At 68.5% G+C, this 18,388-nt stretch carries 35 protein-coding genes; all 35 read right to left on the reverse strand.

Annotated elements, in window-relative coordinates; translation table 11 throughout:
• Positions 1-31 precede the first annotated feature (31 nt).
• The 35 genes from CRM73_RS00235 to CRM73_RS00405 all read right to left on the reverse strand — a co-directional run bounded on the left by CRM73_RS00235 (position 32) and on the right by CRM73_RS00405 (position 18,225).
• Entirely contained in the window at positions 32-283 is a 252-nt protein-coding gene (locus tag CRM73_RS00235; RefSeq protein WP_229586302.1) for a hypothetical protein, read from the reverse strand.
• Between the two features lie 133 nt (positions 284-416).
• A complete protein-coding gene (locus CRM73_RS00240; RefSeq protein ID WP_229586304.1) occupies positions 417-620 on the reverse strand; it encodes a hypothetical protein in 204 nt (67 codons plus the stop codon).
• Positions 617-790, reverse strand: coding sequence for a hypothetical protein (locus tag CRM73_RS00245; RefSeq protein ID WP_229586306.1), 174 nt, complete (start codon positions 788-790; stop codon positions 617-619). Before CRM73_RS00245 ends, CRM73_RS00240 begins: the two co-directional genes overlap by 4 nt.
• Positions 787-1,119: a VRR-NUC domain-containing protein gene (locus CRM73_RS00250; protein ID WP_229586308.1), complete on the reverse strand. Its 333-nt coding sequence runs from the start codon at positions 1,117-1,119 to the stop codon at positions 787-789. The genes CRM73_RS00245 and CRM73_RS00250 overlap by 4 nt, the downstream gene beginning before the upstream one ends.
• Positions 1,116-2,165: a hypothetical protein gene (locus CRM73_RS00255; protein WP_229586310.1), complete on the reverse strand. Its 1,050-nt coding sequence runs from the start codon at positions 2,163-2,165 to the stop codon at positions 1,116-1,118. The genes CRM73_RS00250 and CRM73_RS00255 overlap by 4 nt, the downstream gene beginning before the upstream one ends.
• 113 nt (positions 2,166-2,278) lie before the next feature.
• Positions 2,279-2,566: a hypothetical protein gene (locus CRM73_RS00260; protein ID WP_229586312.1), complete on the reverse strand. Its 288-nt coding sequence runs from the start codon at positions 2,564-2,566 to the stop codon at positions 2,279-2,281.
• Positions 2,563-2,739 carry a hypothetical protein gene (locus CRM73_RS00265; protein ID WP_229586314.1) on the reverse strand — a complete coding sequence of 59 codons (177 nt, stop codon included), beginning with the start codon at positions 2,737-2,739 and terminating at the stop codon, positions 2,563-2,565. Before CRM73_RS00265 ends, CRM73_RS00260 begins: the two co-directional genes overlap by 4 nt.
• A 44-nt stretch (positions 2,740-2,783) precedes the next feature.
• Entirely contained in the window at positions 2,784-3,089 is a 306-nt protein-coding gene (locus CRM73_RS00270) for a DUF4326 domain-containing protein (protein WP_229586316.1), read from the reverse strand.
• Positions 3,086-3,547, reverse strand: a complete 462-nt coding sequence (locus CRM73_RS00275) for a hypothetical protein (RefSeq protein WP_229586318.1) — start codon at positions 3,545-3,547, stop codon at positions 3,086-3,088. The genes CRM73_RS00270 and CRM73_RS00275 overlap by 4 nt, the downstream gene beginning before the upstream one ends.
• Positions 3,544-3,882: a hypothetical protein gene (locus CRM73_RS00280; protein WP_229586320.1), complete on the reverse strand. Its 339-nt coding sequence runs from the start codon at positions 3,880-3,882 to the stop codon at positions 3,544-3,546. The genes CRM73_RS00275 and CRM73_RS00280 overlap by 4 nt, the downstream gene beginning before the upstream one ends.
• On the reverse strand, positions 3,879-4,100 hold the full coding sequence (locus CRM73_RS00285; protein WP_229586322.1) for a hypothetical protein: 222 nt from the start codon (positions 4,098-4,100) through the stop codon (positions 3,879-3,881). Before CRM73_RS00285 ends, CRM73_RS00280 begins: the two co-directional genes overlap by 4 nt.
• Positions 4,100-4,270 carry a hypothetical protein gene (locus CRM73_RS00290; protein ID WP_229586324.1) on the reverse strand — a complete coding sequence of 57 codons (171 nt, stop codon included), beginning with the start codon at positions 4,268-4,270 and terminating at the stop codon, positions 4,100-4,102. Before CRM73_RS00290 ends, CRM73_RS00285 begins: the two co-directional genes overlap by 1 nt.
• A 2-nt stretch (positions 4,271-4,272) precedes the next feature.
• Positions 4,273-4,515: a hypothetical protein gene (locus CRM73_RS00295; RefSeq protein ID WP_229586326.1), complete on the reverse strand. Its 243-nt coding sequence runs from the start codon at positions 4,513-4,515 to the stop codon at positions 4,273-4,275.
• Positions 4,516-4,517: 2 nt separating this feature from the next.
• Positions 4,518-5,675, reverse strand: coding sequence for a DNA translocase FtsK (locus CRM73_RS00300; RefSeq protein WP_229586328.1), 1,158 nt, complete (start codon positions 5,673-5,675; stop codon positions 4,518-4,520).
• Entirely contained in the window at positions 5,672-6,022 is a 351-nt protein-coding gene (locus CRM73_RS00305; RefSeq protein WP_229586330.1) for a hypothetical protein, read from the reverse strand. Before CRM73_RS00305 ends, CRM73_RS00300 begins: the two co-directional genes overlap by 4 nt.
• Before the next feature lie 571 nt (positions 6,023-6,593).
• Complete coding sequence (locus CRM73_RS00310) at positions 6,594-6,950, reverse strand: glutaredoxin family protein (RefSeq protein ID WP_370658505.1); 357 nt, start codon at positions 6,948-6,950, stop codon at positions 6,594-6,596.
• Positions 6,943-7,329, reverse strand: a complete 387-nt coding sequence (locus CRM73_RS00315) for a hypothetical protein (RefSeq protein WP_229586332.1) — start codon at positions 7,327-7,329, stop codon at positions 6,943-6,945. The genes CRM73_RS00310 and CRM73_RS00315 overlap by 8 nt, the downstream gene beginning before the upstream one ends.
• Positions 7,326-7,664 (reverse strand): hypothetical protein, encoded by a 339-nt coding sequence (locus tag CRM73_RS00320; protein ID WP_229586334.1) that lies wholly within the window; start codon positions 7,662-7,664, stop codon positions 7,326-7,328. Before CRM73_RS00320 ends, CRM73_RS00315 begins: the two co-directional genes overlap by 4 nt.
• Positions 7,657-8,256: a hypothetical protein gene (locus tag CRM73_RS19825; protein WP_370658506.1), complete on the reverse strand. Its 600-nt coding sequence runs from the start codon at positions 8,254-8,256 to the stop codon at positions 7,657-7,659. Before CRM73_RS19825 ends, CRM73_RS00320 begins: the two co-directional genes overlap by 8 nt.
• Positions 8,257-8,258: 2 nt before the next feature.
• The gene (locus tag CRM73_RS00330; RefSeq protein WP_229586336.1) at positions 8,259-8,564 is read right to left on the reverse strand and encodes a hypothetical protein; all 306 of its coding nucleotides are present in this window, start codon (positions 8,562-8,564) and stop codon (positions 8,259-8,261) included.
• On the reverse strand, positions 8,561-9,028 hold the full coding sequence (locus tag CRM73_RS00335) for a DUF3263 domain-containing protein (protein WP_229586338.1): 468 nt from the start codon (positions 9,026-9,028) through the stop codon (positions 8,561-8,563). Before CRM73_RS00335 ends, CRM73_RS00330 begins: the two co-directional genes overlap by 4 nt.
• The gene (locus CRM73_RS00340; protein ID WP_229586340.1) at positions 9,021-9,419 is read right to left on the reverse strand and encodes a hypothetical protein; all 399 of its coding nucleotides are present in this window, start codon (positions 9,417-9,419) and stop codon (positions 9,021-9,023) included. Before CRM73_RS00340 ends, CRM73_RS00335 begins: the two co-directional genes overlap by 8 nt.
• Entirely contained in the window at positions 9,412-9,975 is a 564-nt protein-coding gene (locus tag CRM73_RS00345; protein ID WP_229586342.1) for a hypothetical protein, read from the reverse strand. Before CRM73_RS00345 ends, CRM73_RS00340 begins: the two co-directional genes overlap by 8 nt.
• A gap of 334 nt (positions 9,976-10,309) precedes the next feature.
• A complete protein-coding gene (locus tag CRM73_RS00350; protein WP_229586344.1) occupies positions 10,310-10,798 on the reverse strand; it encodes a hypothetical protein in 489 nt (162 codons plus the stop codon).
• Between the two features lie 31 nt (positions 10,799-10,829).
• Positions 10,830-11,708 carry a hypothetical protein gene (locus tag CRM73_RS00355; RefSeq protein WP_229586346.1) on the reverse strand — a complete coding sequence of 293 codons (879 nt, stop codon included), beginning with the start codon at positions 11,706-11,708 and terminating at the stop codon, positions 10,830-10,832.
• Positions 11,709-11,720: 12 nt separating this feature from the next.
• Positions 11,721-13,334, reverse strand: a complete 1,614-nt coding sequence (locus CRM73_RS00360) for a DNA cytosine methyltransferase (protein ID WP_229586348.1) — start codon at positions 13,332-13,334, stop codon at positions 11,721-11,723.
• On the reverse strand, positions 13,331-14,236 hold the full coding sequence (locus CRM73_RS00365) for a hypothetical protein (RefSeq protein WP_229586350.1): 906 nt from the start codon (positions 14,234-14,236) through the stop codon (positions 13,331-13,333). Before CRM73_RS00365 ends, CRM73_RS00360 begins: the two co-directional genes overlap by 4 nt.
• Positions 14,237-14,573: 337 nt before the next feature.
• Positions 14,574-15,194, reverse strand: a complete 621-nt coding sequence (locus CRM73_RS00370; RefSeq protein ID WP_229586352.1) for a hypothetical protein — start codon at positions 15,192-15,194, stop codon at positions 14,574-14,576.
• A complete protein-coding gene (locus CRM73_RS00375) occupies positions 15,187-15,558 on the reverse strand; it encodes a hypothetical protein (protein ID WP_229586354.1) in 372 nt (123 codons plus the stop codon). Before CRM73_RS00375 ends, CRM73_RS00370 begins: the two co-directional genes overlap by 8 nt.
• A complete protein-coding gene (locus tag CRM73_RS00380) occupies positions 15,555-15,875 on the reverse strand; it encodes a hypothetical protein (protein WP_229586356.1) in 321 nt (106 codons plus the stop codon). Before CRM73_RS00380 ends, CRM73_RS00375 begins: the two co-directional genes overlap by 4 nt.
• Positions 15,872-16,717, reverse strand: coding sequence for a BRO family protein (locus CRM73_RS00385; RefSeq protein WP_229586358.1), 846 nt, complete (start codon positions 16,715-16,717; stop codon positions 15,872-15,874). The genes CRM73_RS00380 and CRM73_RS00385 overlap by 4 nt, the downstream gene beginning before the upstream one ends.
• A gap of 92 nt (positions 16,718-16,809) precedes the next feature.
• Complete coding sequence (locus tag CRM73_RS00390; RefSeq protein ID WP_229586360.1) at positions 16,810-16,965, reverse strand: hypothetical protein; 156 nt, start codon at positions 16,963-16,965, stop codon at positions 16,810-16,812.
• A gap of 41 nt (positions 16,966-17,006) precedes the next feature.
• On the reverse strand, positions 17,007-17,603 hold the full coding sequence (locus CRM73_RS00395) for a hypothetical protein (RefSeq protein WP_229586362.1): 597 nt from the start codon (positions 17,601-17,603) through the stop codon (positions 17,007-17,009).
• A 71-nt stretch (positions 17,604-17,674) separates the two neighbouring features.
• On the reverse strand, positions 17,675-17,902 hold the full coding sequence (locus CRM73_RS00400) for a helix-turn-helix domain-containing protein (RefSeq protein WP_229586364.1): 228 nt from the start codon (positions 17,900-17,902) through the stop codon (positions 17,675-17,677).
• Positions 17,899-18,225 carry a helix-turn-helix transcriptional regulator gene (locus CRM73_RS00405; protein ID WP_229586366.1) on the reverse strand — a complete coding sequence of 109 codons (327 nt, stop codon included), beginning with the start codon at positions 18,223-18,225 and terminating at the stop codon, positions 17,899-17,901. Before CRM73_RS00405 ends, CRM73_RS00400 begins: the two co-directional genes overlap by 4 nt.
• Between the last annotated feature and the right edge of the window lie 163 nt (positions 18,226-18,388).

Below are 18,388 nucleotides of genomic sequence, written 5' to 3' on the forward strand. Positions count from 1 at the left end.
GCCGGGGCGGTGCAGTGGCAGGTCGCTGGCATCAGTGGTTCTCCGTCTCGTTCTGGTGCTGAGGGTGCTCGCCGTCAATCAGGTACAGCAGAGCGAGGGCAAGCTCCTGCGCCTCTTCCCGGGAGAGGAGCGCGCTGGTCGTGGACTTGTCACTGCCGGTTGTCAGAACAACCTGGCCAGACCGGCAGTTCGTGGCACGTACCGTGTCGCCGTCCTTGTCCGGATCGGACTCCCACCGGTACATCCCGTGGTACTTCTCCGCGAGGTTCTCGACAGTGCTCATGACAGGTACTCCTTCGGGCGGTGGCGGGTCTCTCCGGAAGCAGCGGTCCAGGCCCGAGACGCAAGGACAGCGCCGGCGGCCGTGCCAACCACGGTGCCGGCCACCGCGGCGAAAATGAGGACCGTGGGCGTCGTCATGACTTCACCTGGCCGAGGTGCCGATCGCGGAAGGGACAGTCAGGCTCGATGTACGTGACCCGGTCGTAGCGCTTGCCCTCGTGCATCCCGCTCTTGTGGACGACACGGCAGGTGCACCCGTAGGGGCGCAGCTCCACAGCTGACCTCAGAGGCTGGCCGTTCGAGTACGTCGGAGGGTCCTGGTGTACGCGGGCGGTCATGACTGCTCCTCGGTGCAGCGGCACGGTGTGGGGTGGTCGTGGACGGTGACGAGCTCGTAGCAATCGCGGGCGTCGTCGTGGCACAGCCGCTCGGCGTTGCCGGTGGCGAAGCCCAGCGCGGGCAGGCCGCAGTGGGCGCAGGTGTCCGAGACGCCAGGGACGGTGATCATGGGCGGAGCTCCTTCTCGATGCGGCCGGACACGACGTCACGGGGACGCCAAATGTCAGCGTCGGCCTCGGCGGCTTGCAGGTCGTTGATCCACTCGCGCTGCTCCGGGCGGACGCGCCCGCGCTCGGACTTCAGCTCACGCCAGAGCACACGGCCGAGCTTCGGGTGGACGAGCACGAGGTCCGGGAAGCCGGGGCGGGAACGCCGGGAGTCGGTCTCGTGATGGAAGCGCCAGCCGAAGACGGTGGCGAGCTGGAGCACGTGGTTCTGCAACTGGTCCTCAGACCACTTGAGAGTTAGCTGGTCCATGAAGTCACGGGCGGTGGTCACTTCTTCTTCCTCCTACGAGGTCTCTTCCGCTTGCCAGGCTTGTGGTCACCTGGGCGTGGTGGGTCTGTGGGTGGGTTCTCGTGGCGGCTCTCCTGAGGGGGTGGGGGAGTCGCGCCCCCGTCCAGTCCCGGCCCTTCCCTTTCCTTCCCTTCCAGACCCGTCCCGACCCGACCCGGCAAAACCGGTTCCGTCGGAGCTTCCGATTCAGTACGGGCAGTGGAACTGGAAACCTGCCCGTGGGGCTCTACGCCGGTGTGCTCAACCTCCGGGGAGGGAGCACTGTCCGGTGGAGTCACCACGGGGGGCGCCTCGGTGAGCGTGTACTTCGTCCGGTGCTCGGACGGTTCGACGTCGATGTTGAGGTGCCGCTTGATGTAGGCCGCCGTGTCCACGCTGTAGAACGGCTCATCTGGAACGGGACGCAGCTGTTTGGTCCAGCCTTCGCGGTCGTCCTGACGGGACTGGTTGCACGGGCCGCAGGACACGACGAGCATGTCCGGCTTCGCCGGCTTGCCCTTCGGGTCCTTGCCGTGCAGGTGATCCAGGTGCTCGGGAGGAAGGTCACTGACGGCGGAATAGGTGCCGGCCCGGGAGGATCGGTGGTCGTTGAACTCGACCACCTTCCCGCACCACCGGCAATTGTCACCGTCGCGCTGCTTCACCCGCGCCCGTACGTCTGCCTTTCGGGTGTCGTTGCGGTGCTGGTTGTTCGCCTCCTTCGCCTCACGGCTGATCATGTGGTAGAGCGTCTTGTCCTCAACCAGCTTCAGCGCGCGGGTGCCGTCCTCGAGCTTCACCTCGTGTCCGTACCCGGCGCGCACCGCCTGGCCCCACAGCTCATCCCAGTACGGGACGGGCATGGCAGCCTGCATAAACTTCGCACGCGTGAGGATGTAGTCGCCCTTGTGCATCGCCACGAAAGTCACTGCCCGGGTCATGACTCCGAACAGCACCCACGCGCGATCCAAGGGTGCCTCCTCCCAGTTGAGAGGAGCCATCACCACCTCATGCATCCCGGATTCGTCCCCGAGCCTCACCCACGACATCAGGCACCCACCTCCGTCGCCGCCACGGAGGCGGCCGGGACCCGCTCAACAGCCGTGAGGCCGGAGTCAGGGCGGTGGGTGGATGGTGCTGGTGGGAGCATCTGAGGGGTCTCCTAGCGGGTGCGGTGGATCAGGACAGTGGGGGCGGGGTCCAGGCTCCGGGAGCTGGTTCGGCCGTCGCGGTATCGGAAGGCCAGCACCACGGCATCGGAGTAGATCTCGGCGCCGGTCAGGACGACGAGGCCGGGGCCGTCCTTGGTGCCGATGCTGATGAGCCGACCGGCGTAGGCCTCCGTGGCCGCCACGACCCCGGCCGTGGCCGAGTGGGACCGGGAGAAGTCCCTGGGCCCAGCCGGGGTATCGCGGCGAGCGCCGTTGCCCATGAGCTGGGGGCGGTTCATCCGGTGCTCCTGGACTGCCGTGCGAGGCGGCGGCGGGCGCGGAGGTTCCACCAGCCGACGCGGGCCCAGATGTAGATCGGGCCACCGGTGAAGACGTCGTTGGCGGTGGTGGCGTGCCAGGCCTGGCCGCACCAGCAGCGCCACACCTGGTCGGGGCGCGATGCTGGCCCCATGGGATACCCGCACGTGTGGGGTGCGGGGTTCGCCCCGTATGCGGTCATGACCGGCCGCCGTTCGCGATTTCGAGGAGCACGTCTGCGTGGCAGGGCTGGTCGAGCGGGCACCAGCAGGCGAGGTCCTTGCCGTCCAGCAGGCTCCGGATCTCTCCGGCGCTGGGCACAGTGGTGAAGGGCAGGAGGCCGTTCACAGCGTCGCGGTACCGCCAGACGGCGCCGTTGGGGCTCATGCCGTCCTCGACGCGCCACGGGTTGCCCCAGCGGCTTCCACGTCCGACGTAGACGGTGTTCTCGGGCATGCGCCAACCCTGCGTGCGCTTGCGCGGGATCCGCTTGGGGGCGCTCATGCTGCGACTCCCTCGGGGAGAGCATCGATGTGCGTGAGCGGCACTCGATGAGGACGCCAGATCACCTCGATGGCCTGGGTCTCGATGAGGCCCTTCCGGGACGGGTGCGGGTCGTGGGCGAGGCCCAGGGTGTCCGGGTCGAGGACCACAGCGTGCAGGAACGGGCCGCGCGGGGAAGGGCCGGCGCCGATGATGCCGAGCACGTCCCCGGCCCGGCGGATGGCGGTCAACCGGTCCTCGTCGTCAGCGGTGAGGAAGGTGTGCATCAGGCCCTCGTGGTGCGCCCATGCCTGGACGTTGATCCACCAGTCCCCGGGGAGGGAGACGATGTGAGGGACGTTCGCCAGGGGCTTCTCGACGATGGACGCCAGGCACGCCTGATAGCAGTTCCCGGGGACACCGTTGGCGTCCGTGCCATCGTCGTTGGCCGCGAGGATGTCCTGGTCGACGGGGATCATGCGCCACCGCCCTCGGTCGCGAGCGCGTGGCCGGTGCGGACTCCGTTGATCCAGGCCCACATCTTGTCGTAGCTGTAGGCGCCGCCGGAGTAGCTGCCCACGCTGTAGCCGTACTCGCCGGGGAAGGTGCGGCCGGTGATGAGATCGGTCCGGACGTCGGTGACGATGTTGACGGTGACCCCGGTGGCGGCCTTCAGACACCCGGCGTGCCAGCGGAGCTTGTCCAGGTCAGACCAGTCGTAGTTCATCAGGGGCACCGGGGTAGTCCAGGTCCCTCCCTTGGGGTCGCGTTCGACGTGGTAGTGCACGTCCATCGGTTCGTGCGACTGGGTCATGGCCGGGATCCTTTCGGGTGGAAGGCGGGCGGGCAGGTGCAGGGGACGATCTCGTCCGTGGCCTCGTTGAGTGCCTCGCCGTCGCAGTTGTCGTGCTTCCCGGAACGGCACTCCGGGCAGATCGGGGCGCGGGCCGCCCGCCGTACCTCGGCCACCCGGTGATCCGAGTGGCAGATGCACGTCCCGTCCGGGAGCTGCAGGTGCTTCACGAGTTCCATCAGGAGTCCTTCCGGGTGGTGGTCTTGTCGATCTGTCCGAGCACGGCGGCGCCCACGAGGAGCAGCACCACGGCGGACGCTGCGCTCTGCCACCGGTACTCGGCCACCCAGATGGCCGAGAGGAGCGCGAGCACGGAGGCGCAGAGCAGGAGATGTCCGAGGATGCGCATGGTCAGGACTCCTCGGTGGTCGGTGCGTCCGTGAGGACAATCGCCTTCGAGGGGGCGAGCACCCTCTGCGTGCTCTCGCCGAGGCACATGCCGTAGACGGTCACGCCTCGACCAGCGTGGGCGACCTGGTCGATCGTCATCGTGAGGGCCTGGCCCTTCTCTCCGGCTTGGGAACCTTCGATGGTGAGGAGCTTCTCCAGGTGCTCATGGTTCAGCTGGCCGGCGGTGATGGTCTGAGTGCTCATGATCAGGACTCCTTGTCCGTGGGGAGGGCCGCGAGCGCGTCGTCGAGGCCTTCAGTGGGGATGAGGACCTCGCGGCTCTTGCCGTTCTCGGAGGCGCCGAGGATGCCGTGGTCTTCGAGTTGGTCGGCAAGTCGGACGGCTCGGGCGAAGCCGATGCGCAGCTTGCGCTGGAGCATGGACACGGATCCGAACTGGGTGGTGATGACGAGCTCTGCGGCCTTGCGGATGAGGTCGGGCTCCGGGTCGGAGAGCTTGGTCACGGTGGGGTGGAGGATGCTCACGGTCGTGCCCTTGTTGGCCAGGTCGTCGACGATCTCCTTCATGGCGGGGGACTCGAATGCCTCGGCGAGCCATGAGCGTGCGCCGTCCTCGCCGGAGACGAATCCGGCGCCGTCCTTGAGGAAGCTGGAGGCGGCGGACTCGGTGGAGGCGGTGAGCACCGCCTCGAGGCGGGGGTGCCAAGAGCTTCCCGGGGCGCCCTCGAGCGGGGTGTCCACCGGGGAGCCGTAGCAGTAGCCCATGAAGTAGCTGCCGATCTGCACGTAGAGCTCGGCACCGCCGGCGGCCCGGAACTCGGCTGACTCCTCGTATAGCCGGGCCGCGGTCTTGAAACGGGCCAGCAGGTCCGGGTCGGTTTTGAGGTCCACGATCGAAGACGCGATCAGGGTCGAGTCGCGGAGCCGGGCCCACATGCGGTCCGGGGCGTACTGGCGGCCGTCGATCCCGCCCATGCGCAGGCGGCGTCCGCCGAACAGCTGGTCGGCCTCCACGAACTCGACCTCGGTGCGCCGCTCCGTCTTGATCGGCAGGGCCTCCCCGGTCTTGGTGTTGAACTCCTGGGGCAGGCGCTTCACGTCATGGGTGATCGTGATCTCGATGACGGTCTCCTCCCGGGGGGAGAGCACGGCCGGCACCTTCGGCGCGTCGTCCTTGAACAGCTGGAAGTCGGTGACCTCCCCGTCCCAGTCGTCGGCGAAGATCGGCACGACCGCGGCCGCACCGGTGCCGCCCCCGTGGGCGGATACCAGCAACTCAGCTGTGGGCGTGATGTGGAAGTGCATGCACGAGCCCTCGACGTTGTCCTTGAGCTTCGGCACATGCGGGTGCACGGCCTTGATCGCATGGGCCAGCTGCTGGCCGTCAACACTGATCGTCGTCATCGGGTCCCCTCCCCGTAGGGGTTGGCGTCCTTCAGCTCGGAGGCGTTCATCAGCCCGGACGAGGCGTCGAGCTGGTCGGCGCAGTGGTCCCACGCCTGCCGTGCCACGTCCTTCCACGTGGTGAGCGTCGCCGCGAGCGCGAGCTCTCGGTAGCGGTAGACCGTGTCTTGGTTGACGGTGCCGGTGTCCCATCTGTTCAGCGCGTACTCGCGGAGCCAGATGCGGGCCGCCGCCGCCTTTTCTGCTGACTCCTGGGGTTGCCGGCGGATGCACTGCTCGGCGAGGTCTTCGGCGAACAGGGCGCGGGCGGTGGCCTCGTTCATGGGGGTGAGGTCGATGTCAGTCATGCTTCCTCCGGGTCGGATTCGGTCTTGATAAAGGTCTCGCCGGACCACGCGTCTCGGTGGGGCAGTTCGTGCCCTCGGGGGCGCTGACAGTAGAGGTCCCCGTCCGGTGAGTACTGTCCGCACGCGGGGTTCGGGCAGTCATGGTGAGAGGGGAGCTCGGTGCAGAAGTACTTTCCGCACCCGTACTCATCGGGGCCGCGGTGGCCATCCGGGGTCTCTCCACAGAGCTGGTCCAAGCCCCGGTGTACTTTGTTGGTGCACCCGGGGGCGTCGCACTCGGCTTCTACCCCGTACCCGGCTTCGCGTCCGTCCGGTAGTTCGTAGTGGGCGTATCCCATGTCAGGCCCCCTGGTTCGTGATGGTCCGGCCGTAGATGGCCGCGGAGATGACAGCGGCGCCGCACGCCGTAGCGAGGCCGTAGACGGCGAGGATGGCGATCACAGGTTCCCCCTCGAGGCCTGGAACTTTCGGACGGCTTCGCCCATCTGCACTCCGAGGAACCGGAGGTTGGCGCAGTAGGCGATCACCCATTGCTGAGGCTGCTCGTCGCTGTTCTGAGGTTGGTCGGTGCTCATCGCTGAACTCCGATCATCGGGAGGGCGATCGTGAGCTGGTCCGGGCGGAAACCGGACCAGTGGATGAATGACTCCTGGCCGGGTTCGGAGTCCGGGGCGTCGACAACGACCACGGGCGCCTGCTGGTATCCCAGGACCTCGGTCACGAACCTGTGGGCGGCCGGGTCTGTGGTGATGTCGACCTCGGTGAACTGCACACCCTTGCGGGTCAGCCACGCCTTGGTGCGGTCGCACTGGATGCAGGACGGCATGGTGTACACGACCACGGCGCGAGCCTGGGCGGTGGCCGCGGCGAGCGCCGTCAGCGCTGCGGGGGTTGGTTCGGGGTAGGGGGTGGTGATCTGATCAGGCACTGGTGGTCTCTTTGCGGTACTGGTCGGCGAGGTGGCGGAGGTAGCTGCGGACGATGGCTGCGTCTTCCCCGTCTTCGCTGAGCTGGATGGCCATGGATCCGCCGGTCACGTACTCGCCGGTGGCCGGGTCGGTGATGGCCGGGTCGGCCAGGGTGTAGGGGCCGATCTTGTCGGCCACCATGTCGAGCACGGCCGCGGCGATCAGCGGGGTGGCGGCTTCGACGGCGACACGGGTGACGCCTGGGTGGCCGTCAACCCCGAAGTGGTGCTGGTCGCGGGCGACGTCGGGGACACCGAAGCCTGCGGCGAAGTACTCCCGGGAGCCGCGGACCGCTTTCGCGGCCGCTTCGGTGGCGGGGGTGAGGTCGATGTCGGTCATCGGGTCAGTCCCTTCTTGATCACGGGCGGGTGGTAGGCGCGGTTCGTTTCCACGAGGGCGCGCCGGTAGGTGCGGGCGATCGCGTCGTAGCGGGCCGCGATCCGGAGGAGGCGGCGACGCTGCCAGCGAGGTCCGCGCGGGTGCGGGGTGGACCCTCTGGCCGTGGCGCGGAGGTAGTGGGACCGGTCATCGGCTGAGTGCATCCCGAGGGCCAGGGCGAGCAGCTCGCGTTTGAGAGCGATCTTCTTGCGCGTCTTCGCAAGCTCCCCAGCCCGCCGGCGGTTGTCCTCAGCGCGGAGCCCCTGGAGCTCGGCGTACTCGGGGTACTCAGACACCGGGGTCCTCCTCGTCGACCCAGGTGTAGGCGTCCAGCTCGCCGGCCCAGGTGTAGCGGACCGGCTTTCCGGAGAGCACGGCGTAGCCGATCTCGAGGCGTGTGGAGTGTCCGATGTACCCGCCGGGGTTCACGACGAGCACCTCATAGGCGAGGTCGATCTTGCGGCGGTGCAGATCGTCGAGACGGGTCTTGTCGTCGTCGGTCATGGGATCGCCGTCGTGCCCATAGACACCGGGTGCCACCACGATCCGGCCGGCCATGGTCACGACCCGGTTCGCCTCGGCGATCTCGGACCGGAAGCGGGTCGAGCCGCAGATACAGACCACGCGAGGGCGAGACGGCTCGGCGAGCTTCTCAGTCGTCACGTACAGGGGCAGCGAGAAGTCCTCGAACGGGACCAGGACGGGCGACTGCCTGCGCGCGTACCACTCCTCCTCGGTCGGGGTCCGGACAGCCCAAAGCCCGTCCTCCGTGTCATAGACGAACCAGACGTCCCCGGCCTCCTCCCTCACGAGCGCGCCCTCCCCGATGTCGCCGGAGCCCAGCAACGCCTCGAGCTCCTCGGCGGTCTCGATCTTCTGCGTGGCCATGGTCAGGCTCCCTTCGTGAAGTCGTCTCGGGTCTGGGCGGCGGCGGCCTGGAGGGTCTTGTAGGCCGGGGTGTACAGGCCGGTTATCCGGTTGATCGCCTCAGCGATATTGATGACCGCGGCGCTGAGCTCGTCGCGGGGGCGGGTGAGAGAGCCGTCCGGGTGGACGTAGTAGCGGGCCATGGGCAAGCCGAACTCGGGGCCCAAGGTCACGGCCTTGGGGCGTTCCCCGAAGCGCGGGGCATGGCGCGCCCGGAGCTCCTGGGAGTGCTGGGGCGCCAGGATCAGGCGCGGTGCGGTGGTGGTCACGGTCGGCGGTCCTCTCGTTGGGTCCGGAGCCGGTCACACAGGGCCGGTTCCAGACGGTTCGCTTCGGGATGATCGATGAGCTGGTTGAGGCGCTGGTAGTAGCGGGTCGGTGTGACCCCGCCGTACCGGCCGCCGATGACCTCGGCCGCCCGCTGGTCTTTCGCCCCCTGGTACTTGAAGACCTGCTTCTCCAGCGCGAGGATCTCCAGGTCCACCTCCGCCAGCACGAACGGATCCAGGGGCGGGACGACACGGGTAGGGCGGGCGCCCTGCGGCACCGCCAAGGAGGGGGCGGTGCCGTGGGAGGGACAGGAGCCGTCGACCTTCGCGCGGTCCTCGGCGCGGCCGTGCCGGCCTACGCCGCACGTGCACCCGTGCATGGGGCAGGCGTTGGAACGGCGGGCGGCCTTGCCCTCCCGGGCGGGTAGGCAGCAACAGGTCTCGGAGGGCGCGGTCTCAAGCACCGGTGGCCTCCTCGGGTGCGCGCTCCGGGTGGCCGCCGGCGTTGACGATGAGGCCTTCGCACCACTCCACGTCGACGTACCAGCGGCCGGTGAGGCCGATGTCGTCGGCCGCTTCGTCGGCCGCCGCGGGGCCGTCGTCGTAAGCGCTGATGCACTGACCGGAGTCGGTCATGAGCATGCCCTCGTAGACGTGGTGCACCTCGCCGTGAATGACCTGCTCGAAACCGCCGCCCGCAGCGTGTTCGGCACGCTCGGTGTTCCGGCAGGCGCGGCACTCGAACCAGAGCTTGCAGTGCGTCCGCTCCGGGTCGTGGCACTCAACCACGCCGCGGAACTCCTCCGGGTCGTCCGGGTCGGTGGTGACGACGAGGATGTGCGGGTTCTCAACCACGGTCGGCCTCCTGCTCGAGGAGGGCCTCGTGCTCGGAGCGCTTGATCGGTGTCCAGTACACGGGGTCAGGGGCGCCGCTGAACCACGAGCCGAGCCGCGGGTCCACCACGATGGCGTCGGACAGGATCTGGACCTTGGCCGGCCCCCACTGGAAGCTGCCGTCCCGGTCCGCGGGGCTCCTTGTCGTGGCCTCCAGCCCATAGTCCTTGAGGACGAACGCGGGCTTCGGAGCCACCCTGTGGTCGGTCACCCACTGGTGAGCATCCAGGACCTCCTGCGGGCTGTTCTTCGTCTTGCGCAGGGGCCGCCACACCCCGTCCTTCTTCCGCAAGAACCACCCGGCGGGCGGTTCCTTACCGGGGGTCGGGAGCAGCCCCACGACGTGGACGTCCCCGAAGAACGACGTGAACTGGTGAAGTCCCTCGGCGCCCATGGCCTTCGCGTCATCGAGGGCACGCTGCTGTGTGATGCGGTGTTTGTCGTAGGCCTCGTGGAAGTCCCCAAGGATCACCGGGTCTCGAGTGATGACTGGGAGGGCCTTCTCGGTCGCGGTCATCGTGAGTTCTCCTCGTGGACGGGACATTCAGGGGTGGGATGCGGGCCGACTTCGGAGTAGGACACCCATCCGACAGGGCAGGTGCAGCCAATGTGTCCGTGGGCCCACATCCGGTATGCGGCGCCCCACCCCACCCCGAGCGCGTTGGCGAGCTCGGTTGCGACGTCGTCCACCGTGGGCCAACGCAGGGCCAGTGCCAGCTGCCAGGACGCCTCGAGAACGAAGTTCGGGTCTCCCTCGGCCAGCTCCCGGCTCTGGAGCCTTAGGGAGGCGATCAGGGTCTGGAACTGTTGCCGTGTCTTCCACGACGCGGGGGGCGGGGCGGGTGGGTTGGTCACGCGGGACATGGCTTGCCGTCCTTCCCCGCGGTGCGGCCCTTGATCCACGCGGCGTGCAACACCACGGCGGCCTCCGGATCGTCGTGGACCATGGCCGGGTGGTACGGGGACAGAGTGATCGCGCCCAGGGACCGGATCTCCTCCGGGGAGCCATTGGCCCGGAACTCCCGGAACACCAGCCCCGTCTCCCACCCGAGCCGAATGGCTTTCTTCCGAGCCTGGACCTGGTCCGGGGACATCGCGTTGTAGGTGTACTCCACCCGCACATGCAGACCCCGCGGGCGACCCGACGGGGCCGGCACCGGACGGGCCACGATCTTGTACCGGCGCACCGTGTACCCCTTGCACGACAGCTCGTGCACCAACTTCTCCACCAGCAGGCCTCGGTGAACCTCCACCGGCACATCCGCCGGCACCCGGTCCACGATCAACGCCTGATACTTCCCGCCCACGTACGACACCACGGTGCGGACATCAGTAGTCACGACTCACTCCTTTCGGTCTCGTCCGGGCCGGTCAGCCGCAGAAATGGAACGGGCCGTGCTCCGCGAGGACGGGGCCCCAGGCCGCGGAGATGATGGACGGCTTACCGGTGACGTCCGAGGGGAGGACCTCGCGCGTCCACCTGCCCGTTTCCTGGTTGAAGGCCCATCGGCGGCAGTAAGCGTCATGGAGGGGCTCGTCCCGGGGCGGCTCGGAGCCGTCCACCGGGAAGTAGCCCTGCGCGTTGAGCTCCTTCAGCCCATCCGGGCGGGAGCGGACGCTGTCGACGTAGGCCCGTGTGCGCTGAGCCCGCGCCTCCGGATCCGCGGCCACCGCGGCGGCCTCCTTCATCTGCCGCACGAACGCGTGCAGGGCCGGCGGGGCATCAGCGGGGAGGGGCTTGTCCGGGTCGATCTCGATGACACGCACACCGTCCGGGCGGGCAGCGGGCTCCGGCCGGGCATCGGTGCCCTCCACCTCGTCCTGGGCGAACTCCTGGAAGACGTCGCCGGTGACGATGTAGTCGGCGAGCTCGATGGTCTGCTGCGCCCACGCCGCGGCAATCTGCCCGCCCTTGGTGTGCGGGTTCCCCAGCACCCGGCGGGCCGCATGCAAGGCCTCCACCCGGAGGCGCTGCTCCCTCGTCAGCTCCACCACCGGGACACGATGGAACGGGGACTGGGAGAGCGCGGGGACGACATCCGCCGGGGTCGGGCTGGCGGACTGCTCCTCTCGGTGAGCCTCCGCGAAGCGGGCGTCGTCACGCTCCTCCTTCGCGGTCTTCTCGCGGGCGTCGATCTCCTCGGAGACGGAGTCAGCGAACTCGCGGAGCCGGGCCTGTCCTACAGCGCGAGACATGGCGTGCAGTTCAGCCGGGGTTGGGACGGGGCGCGGGGAGTCGTTGGTGGGCATTGGTCAGTCCTCCTAATTGGTGCCGAGGGCTTCGGCGACGGTGGTGATCAGGTCTCGAGCTGCGGGTGGGGTGACGGCGTTGCCGGACATGCGGACCTGCTCGCGCTTGTTGCCGAGCAGCTGGTACTCCGCGGGGAAGGCCATGGCCGTCTTGATTTCGCGAGGGGAGAGCATCCGGAATCGGCAGTCCTCGGGGGCGATGGTCCGGCCCTCGGTGATGAGGGACTGGTGGCCGTGCGTGGTGACCGTGCGGACGGGCTCGTGCACCGGGGTGGACATCTCGGCGCCGCCGGTGTTGTTCCGCATGATCAGTGCGTGGTGGTTCCCGGATGCCGTGACCGTGGACAGCGCCTCTCCGGTGGATCTCGCATCCGAGCCGCCGCCGCGGAGCTCGGCGATGAACGGCGGGAACGCGACACCCTTCGACGCGGTGGTGTGCATCGTCTTGAACGGGTCCTCGCCGGGCCACACCCGGTAGTAGCCGTCCGCCCGGCCGTGCGCCGGGTGCTTCGGGTCCGCGGCGTCGTAGGTGTTGCCCGCGGCCTCGAGGTGCATCGCGGGGAAGCAGACGCCGGTCTCGTTGCGGGTGGTCTGCGTCCGCGCCGGGATCCCGACGGGCTGCGCCTCCTTGCCCAGCCGACCCTCGACCGGGACGAGCAGGGAGGCGTGCAGCCCACCGGCGACCATCGTCGGGGTCGGCTCGTGCACCGTGGACGAGCGGGTCCAGTCGGACCCGGAGACGTTGTTCACCACGAGCGGCTCCGGGCGGCCCTTCCAGTACCGGTCGATGCCCGCCTGGATGCGGCGCATGGTCTTCTCCGCCAGCGGCCGGTCACGGTCGCCGATGCGGGTGCCGAGGTCGGACCAGTCGATGATCGACGCGGCCGGCAACCATGCGGGCTCCACAATCTGGTTCCGGCAGGACACCTGCGGGCACCGGTAGACGTACTGGGCGCGGTAGCGGCCCCAGCGCTTGTCCGGGTTCTTCCATGCCTGCATGGCGCGGATCTCGCCGTGCTCGGAGCACCAGGCCGGGGGTCGCTGCATGTGCTCGAGGTCCGGTTTCCGGTTGCCCTTGCGCCAGAACACGACGTACATGCGGTCCCGGGACTGCGGGGCGGCGGCGCCTCCGGCCCAGGCGTGCATCGAGTTCATGTAGACCGTGCGGGACTCGTATCCGAGGGAGTCCATGGCCAGGAGCCAGGCCTTGAACGGGATCCAGTTCGCGGCGTCGACGACGTTCTCGACGATCACTGACTGGTACTTGTGGACCTCGGCGAAGCGGGGGACGTCCCACATGGTGGCGCGGGATCGCTCGGCCGCCTCGGCGGGCAGGGCATCGCCGAACAGATCCGGCTCTTGGTTGTGGCGGGCCTTGCCCTTGGCGATGGAGTGGTTGGTGCACTCGGGGGATGCCCAGAGGATGTCGGTCTTGGGGAAGTAGGCCGGGTTGATCTGGGAGAGGTCCGCGCAGATGTGGTCGGCGTCGGGGTGGTTGGTGTTGTGGGTGTCCACGGCGAGCTGCCAGTGGTTGGACGCGGCGCGGACGGTCACGCCAGGCATCTGGATCGCCCCGGTGGAGGATCCTCCGGCGCCGCAGAAGAGATCGGTCAAGGTCACGCTCATGCCGCACGCTCCTGGGCCACGGCTGGTCGGGTGCCGGTCCGGATCCACGACGCGAGGTCGTGGCGGTCATGGCGTTCCAGGGACCGCTCCGCGGCCGACCTCGACGTCCACCCGGCCCGCTTCCAGGAATCACCGAAAGCGTCACCGTTGGTGCACAGCTCCTCGAGGACCCGGATGCGTTCCTCCACCTCGGCGGGGCCGGCCTTGACCCTGGTGCGCAGCAGGGCCTGGATATCGGCCCGCCCGGCACCACAGGCGGCGGCGCGGGCGGAGTTGACACTGCGGTACCCGGCGATCCGCGCGGCCTCCTCCCGGGACCGGCCCTCGGCGAGGAGGCGGTGCAGATCCTCCAGCCGCTCCGAGACCCGGGCAGCGCGGGCGGCCACGGACGGTGCCGCCGCCTCCCGGGCCCTGGCGGACTGGGCGGCCTCCGCATCAGAACGCAGCGCCTCAACGTCCTCCATCCGGTACAGCGCGACGCCGCCCCGGTCCAGACCCGTGACGGTGCGCTCCGCCACCGGGCACCCGTAGAGCTTCTTCCACTTCGAGAACGTCGTCGAAGCGATCCCCAGGTAGTCGGCCGCCTGCGGGGCGGTCAACAGCTGTCCGTGGCCGTACACCGGCGGGGCGTCCTCCCCGACAGCCGCCACCGCCGCGGCGATCTCATCGTGAGGCACCACGCCCCGACGGGTCGGCGGGGCCATCAGATGGCCGTGCTTCACCGCGTAGGCCTGCGCGAACGCCAGCTGGCGGGCCCGAGCCTGAGCCACCGAGATCGGGGCAGGAGCCGGCTTGCCGTACTTCTCCGCCACCGACGGGCGACGGATCGGGGACGGGCCGGGCATCTCCGCAGCCCACTTCTTCGCGACCTGCGGGGCGGCCGCCGACGCAGTCGCGTCCATCAGGTTCCGGGTCTTCGGGCGAGGCCGGGACGGGCGGCGCACCGGTCGCTCATCCTTCGGGGACTCCTTCGCGTCCCGGGCCTCCACCCGATCCAACGTCTCCACTGCGGACAGCAGAGCCTCATGCAGCGGTACGGGCGATACGGCCGGCACCGGGACAGGGGCCGAGTCAGGGTCCGCGGACATCTCCGGCGGCAGACCGTGGCGGGACACGCAGATCTGGCACCACATCACGTCGTCGGTCAACACCGCCACCGCGACCGCACCCGGGGACCCCTTGCCCTGGCCCGGGAACTTCAGCACCCGGACACACCGGTCGCAGAAAAACTTGTCACCCTCACGCGGCATCAGAGACACCACCCTCGGCTGGGACATCCGCCGCCGGATCCACCAGGTCCTCCACCAAACCCATGTCATGCAGGTGGTGGTCCAACGACGCGAACGCGTGACGCGGGGACGCATAGGTCCCCAGCTTCTCGTCGTGCAACGGATCCTCAGCGAGGTAGTACACCACCCACTCACCGATGTGCCGCTCAGCCACACGACCCGCCAAGTTCTCCGGCGCGTCCACCGGCAGACGCAACCTCGCATCGTAGGCGTGCACCACCTTCAGGCGGGGCCGCTCCGTGCGACGCGGACGCCTCGTCGGATCCGTGATCCGCGGGGCCAGGACACCACCGGTGGTGAAGACACCCGCCTCACGGGGCGTAGGCAGAACACCATGCACCCGTTCCCGCACATCTGCGGCGACACGTTCGAGCAACTGGTCAAGAGCCGGGCTGAACGCCGGCGGCAGGGGAGTGGACATCGAAGACTCCTCGGGTCGTAGGGCAGAAACAGGGATCTGATCCAGGGCCGTGAGCAGCTGCTCCACAGCCGCGGGGCCATCCGGGCGCAGGGCCTCCACCGCGGTGAAGAACCGGCGCAAACGCGCGGTACGGTCGTCGCGGTCAGTCACCGGGACCACCGCCCTCGGCGCCGCTCGCGTAGATCGTGGCGATCGTGAAGCACCGGCCCTCGGGGGACCCCGTGTGGTCGTGGGTCATCACGCAGATGGAGAGCTGGTGCTTTCGCCCATCCGTGCAGCACGCCGCGCAAACCACCGACAAGGTGTGAGAGACGCGACCGGACCGCGCCGCGGGGCACACCGGGCTCGTCGGGTGGGCGCAGTCCTCGCAGACCGTCACCGGCGCGTGCAGGGCCTCCACCCGGGCGACGATGTCGAGCAGCACCTCACGGTCCGACGCCAGATCGGCCGCACCCTCGTACGTCCCGGACGGGGACTCACGGTGCGCGTTCCGGACCTCTTCGATAGGGCTCATGCCGCGTCCTCCTCGGGCGCGGTGACCTGGGGCGGGTTGCCCTCCGAGTCGTCACGGTTGAGCTGGAAGAAGAAGTGCACGCCGTCCCGAGTCGCTTCGTACTGGTGGGGGAACCGGTCGCTCTGGACGAACGTGAGGTCGAGGACGTCAGATATGTCCTGCGCCTGCTCCAGGGACTCGGGAAACACCTGGACGCGGATGATGTGGTGACCGGGCTGGGAGTCGTAGTGATTAATGTTGAGGTGGTACCCGCCGGTCACCACGACGCAGGCATCGAGGTAGCCGACGAGCTCGATGATCTTGTCCGTGATGGTCACGCCGCTTCACCACCGTCGAAGATCTCGGTCTGCACGAACAGCGGGGTAAGACAGCACCGCTTGCCCAACGCCAGGGCCTGGCCCTGGCGGACGTAGAGGGTCTGGCGAACCTGGCCGTTGTGGAAGCGCGGGGCGTTGTGCTGGGGCCGCAGGTCGAAGAAGTGACGGTGCGCGGCGTAGGGCCGGTACTCGTACTCGGTGACCTTCATCCCGCGCCTCTCGGACCAGCGCTCACCGATCGTGAATCGGTAGATCAGCTTCCGCTCGAGCAGCTGCTCACGGGCCTGCCTGTCGGTGAGACCGAACTGCATGCCCCAGGCCTTGATGGTCTCCACGTCGCCGTCGGCCACGAACCGGTCGTGGTACTCGATCGCCGGGGTCGCCGACTCCAGCGCGGCGCGCAGCACCGTGTTCTCCCGCTCGGCCTCCATGGCCAGCTCGAGGATCTCCAGTCGGGTCAGCTCCGCCGGGGACTTCACCGGCTCCATCGCGTAGGCGCCCGTGCGGCGGATCTGCGGGAGCACGTCATGGGTGACCCACCGCTGGAACGCCTTCACCTGTGCCCGGGTCGAGGCCTCGACCATCCGCCCGGTCTGGCGCTGAAGGATCGCCCGGTAGAGGCCGGCCTCCGTGATGACGGTGACGGTCTGCGCGCCGCCAAGGGTACGCGTCTGGTGCGTACCCTTCTCGTCGTCGTCGAGAGAGCGGGTCATGGTTGCCGCGTCGCGGTGGCCCAGGACGGTGGCGACGTCGGTGGCGACGAACCAGGGCTCGCCGTCGACGGTGACGACGCGCAGCTGGTCGCCGGAGATGTACTCGAAACGCTTCATCGTGGTGCTCATCAGGTGGTCCCTTCGCGGGTGGTGATGGATGAAGAAGTGGCGGGCCCCTGGGTCCCCCCAGACACTCAGGGACCCGCCGGTCTGTGGGGCGGTCAGCCGTTGAGGTTCTCGCGGGCGACAGCGGGGAAGAGATCCGAGGCGCAGACCACGATCAGCGGCGCCCCGGAGACGTCACGCAGGTCGTGCACCAGGTCCTCGAGGTCGTACAGGTCCGGGTCGAGGCCCCGGCGGCGGAGCGCGGAGGTCACGATCTCAACCGGTGTGGAGCAGGGGGAGAGGCTCACCGGGGTCACCGCCCACCGGCGTTGAGCTGCCACTGCCGGACCGAAGCCCTGGCCCACAGGCTGAGGAACCCGACGGACAGCGCCGCCCAGGCACCCAGCCCGCAGATGATCGCCGCGGCCACACCCCACGGGCCTCCGCCCCAGATCGCCGTGATCGTCGCCAGGATCAGCAACGCCGCGGCCGCGAACGACAGCACCGCTGCGGCCGTGGGGTGGAACGACTTCGGGTCCGTGGTGTCGACCGACGGTCCGGTGATCTGGCGGCCGGCGGACGGCACATCCTCGGGCTCCAGGTGGTGGGCATCCATCAGCCCGACCTCGGCCATGAGGTGCGGGGCCGGGATTCCCAGCTTCCGGTCGAGCATCCGGGCCTGACCCACGGTCAGCTCCACGTCACCGGACTCCACGCCGAAGAGGATGTACGCGTGGTGCACCGGGTGCAGACCCATCGCGGCCAGCACCTCATCCCGGGTGAAGCCCCGGGTGATGCGCTCCGCCCGGAGCAGCTTCCCGAACTGACGCGCCGCGTACACCTCGGCCGGGACGGCCTGAGAACGCACAGCTGGGTGGTTCGGGGACTGGTTCGTATTGTCCGAGTTCATTGGTATGCTCCTGTCAGATTCGTTCACGGGATCTATCGGCCCTCACCTGTTGCCTCAGGTGAGGGCCTTCTTTATGCGCTGCGGAGCAGCGCAGGAGTGGTCCTGGTAGGGGACACGCGGTGGAACTCCAGCCACCGGTCGAGATCCGCCACGACGTAGCTGATCCGGCCATGGGCCTTGATGTAGGCCGGGCCCGTGCCAGCCGAACGCCAGTTGCGCATCGCCTTCTCCGAGAACTCCACGTACTCCGCGGCCTCCCGCGGGGTGAGACGCGCACGGGGATCGAGCGGGGCGATCACGCCGCCACCGGCTTGGACCTTCGAGCGTGTGCAGTAGGCACCATCTCGGTGGACTTCTTCGGTACGAAAATGGCACCCGACGGAACGTTTAGTACCTCCTCGATACGGCGAGCAAGATCCGGGGTGCAGCTGCGCCGTGCCGCCTTGTCGTACTTGTCCTCGATCAGCAAAGAGTGGATGAACTGGCGGGAGCAGCCGACATAGCTGGCAAGACGTGCTTGCGTGATCTTCCGGTGAGTCATGTGGGCTTGAAGGATTTTGGGATCGATTAGCTGCATCCAACGCCCTTTCGCTTGAGCTCGACGTCTGTGGGTAGTCATCATCTTCGTCTCCTGCCTGACTTGTTGTCAATCCTTGTGGTGTTGATAGTCCTAGCTTGATTGACTGTGGATCAGGAGTCAAGCACTTTCCTTGCGCTTTTTTCCGCCGTAGTGCGCCACATGGCGCGGCCTGTAGTTGACGCCGAGCGGCGTCAACTATCGTTGG

Origin of the sequence: Kocuria sp. CCUG 69068 (assembly GCF_020833785.1) — a bacterium.
Classification (GTDB): Bacteria; Actinomycetota; Actinomycetes; order Actinomycetales; family Micrococcaceae; genus Kocuria; species Kocuria rosea.

Bases quoted from the DNA above. Each gene is read 5' to 3' on its own strand.
- CRM73_RS00290 (WP_229586324.1), bottom strand. From the start codon at position 4,270: ATGCGCATCCTCGGACATCTCCTGCTCTGCGCCTCCGTGCTCGCGCTC.
- CRM73_RS00260 (WP_229586312.1), bottom strand. From the start codon at position 2,566: ATGAACCGCCCCCAGCTCATGGGCAACGGCGCTCGCCGCGATACCCCG.
- CRM73_RS00240 (WP_229586304.1), bottom strand. From the start codon at position 620: ATGACCGCCCGCGTACACCAGGACCCTCCGACGTACTCGAACGGCCAG.
- CRM73_RS00275 (WP_229586318.1), bottom strand. From the start codon at position 3,547: ATGATCCCCGTCGACCAGGACATCCTCGCGGCCAACGACGATGGCACG.
- CRM73_RS00235 (WP_229586302.1), bottom strand. From the start codon at position 283: ATGAGCACTGTCGAGAACCTCGCGGAGAAGTACCACGGGATGTACCGG.
- CRM73_RS00365 (WP_229586350.1), bottom strand. From the start codon at position 14,236: ATGGACGCGACTGCGTCGGCGGCCGCCCCGCAGGTCGCGAAGAAGTGG.
- CRM73_RS00280 (WP_229586320.1), bottom strand. From the start codon at position 3,882: ATGACCCAGTCGCACGAACCGATGGACGTGCACTACCACGTCGAACGC.
- CRM73_RS00385 (WP_229586358.1), bottom strand. From the start codon at position 16,717: ATGAGCACCACGATGAAGCGTTTCGAGTACATCTCCGGCGACCAGCTG.
- CRM73_RS00265 (WP_229586314.1), bottom strand. From the start codon at position 2,739: ATGGGGCCAGCATCGCGCCCCGACCAGGTGTGGCGCTGCTGGTGCGGC.
- CRM73_RS00285 (WP_229586322.1), bottom strand. From the start codon at position 4,100: ATGGAACTCGTGAAGCACCTGCAGCTCCCGGACGGGACGTGCATCTGC.
- CRM73_RS00315 (WP_229586332.1), bottom strand. From the start codon at position 7,329: ATGACCGACATCGACCTCACCCCCGCCACCGAAGCGGCCGCGAAAGCG.
- CRM73_RS00295 (WP_229586326.1), bottom strand. From the start codon at position 4,515: ATGAGCACTCAGACCATCACCGCCGGCCAGCTGAACCATGAGCACCTG.
- CRM73_RS19825 (WP_370658506.1), bottom strand. From the start codon at position 8,256: ATGGCCACGCAGAAGATCGAGACCGCCGAGGAGCTCGAGGCGTTGCTG.
- CRM73_RS00305 (WP_229586330.1), bottom strand. From the start codon at position 6,022: ATGACTGACATCGACCTCACCCCCATGAACGAGGCCACCGCCCGCGCC.
- CRM73_RS00300 (WP_229586328.1), bottom strand. From the start codon at position 5,675: ATGACGACGATCAGTGTTGACGGCCAGCAGCTGGCCCATGCGATCAAG.
- CRM73_RS00255 (WP_229586310.1), bottom strand. From the start codon at position 2,165: ATGTCGTGGGTGAGGCTCGGGGACGAATCCGGGATGCATGAGGTGGTG.
- CRM73_RS00345 (WP_229586342.1), bottom strand. From the start codon at position 9,975: ATGACCGCGACCGAGAAGGCCCTCCCAGTCATCACTCGAGACCCGGTG.
- CRM73_RS00360 (WP_229586348.1), bottom strand. From the start codon at position 13,334: ATGAGCGTGACCTTGACCGATCTCTTCTGCGGCGCCGGAGGATCCTCC.
- CRM73_RS00355 (WP_229586346.1), bottom strand. From the start codon at position 11,708: ATGCCCACCAACGACTCCCCGCGCCCCGTCCCAACCCCGGCTGAACTG.
- CRM73_RS00270 (WP_229586316.1), bottom strand. From the start codon at position 3,089: ATGAGCGCCCCCAAGCGGATCCCGCGCAAGCGCACGCAGGGTTGGCGC.
- CRM73_RS00375 (WP_229586354.1), bottom strand. From the start codon at position 15,558: ATGAGCCCTATCGAAGAGGTCCGGAACGCGCACCGTGAGTCCCCGTCC.
- CRM73_RS00245 (WP_229586306.1), bottom strand. From the start codon at position 790: ATGATCACCGTCCCTGGCGTCTCGGACACCTGCGCCCACTGCGGCCTG.
- CRM73_RS00395 (WP_229586362.1), bottom strand. From the start codon at position 17,603: ATGAACTCGGACAATACGAACCAGTCCCCGAACCACCCAGCTGTGCGT.
- CRM73_RS00405 (WP_229586366.1), bottom strand. From the start codon at position 18,225: ATGATGACTACCCACAGACGTCGAGCTCAAGCGAAAGGGCGTTGGATG.